The 521-nt window shown below is 61.0% G+C and carries 1 protein-coding gene; it reads right to left on the bottom strand.

The window, feature by feature from the left end:
- Positions 1-521, bottom strand: a 521-nt coding sequence (locus Tchar_RS13680) for an RNA-guided endonuclease InsQ/TnpB family protein (RefSeq protein ID WP_144329504.1), incomplete at both ends; no start/stop codon positions are given.

Below are 521 nucleotides of genomic sequence, written 5' to 3' on the forward strand. Positions count from 1 at the left end.
GCGGACGTTACCGATCCGGGCGTGAATCTTCTGGACGCGGGCTTTCGCCTTCTTCCAGTTGTTGCTGAACTTCGTTTTGCGGCTCATCGCCTGCTGCGCCTTGCGCAAGCGGTCTTCGTGCCGCTTGAGACTGTTGAGCGGCGCGTAGAACGTGCCGTCTGAGAGCGTGGCAAAGCGTGTCACGCCCATGTCGATGCCCACGGCACTGGTGGCCTTGGGCACTGGGGCTTGAATTTCACGCGCTGTCTGGATCGACACGAACCATTTGCCGCACGACTGGCTGACGGTAACGTTCTTCACCTCGCCCAGCACCTTCCGGCTGTTGCGATAGCGCAGCCAGCCGAGCTTGGGCAGGAAGATGCGGCTGTTGGCCTGGTCGAGCTTGATCTGCTTGGGGTCGGGATAGCGGAAGCTGTCGTGTTGGCCCTTCTTCTTGAAGCGCGGGACGTTGGCCCGCTTGGCGAAGAAGTTGGCGTAAGCGCGCTCCAGATCCTTGAGCGTTTGTTGCAGCGGATGCACAG

Origin of the sequence: Tepidimonas charontis, assembly GCF_007556685.1 — a bacterium.
Taxonomy (GTDB): Bacteria; Pseudomonadota; Gammaproteobacteria; order Burkholderiales; family Burkholderiaceae_C; genus Tepidimonas; species Tepidimonas charontis.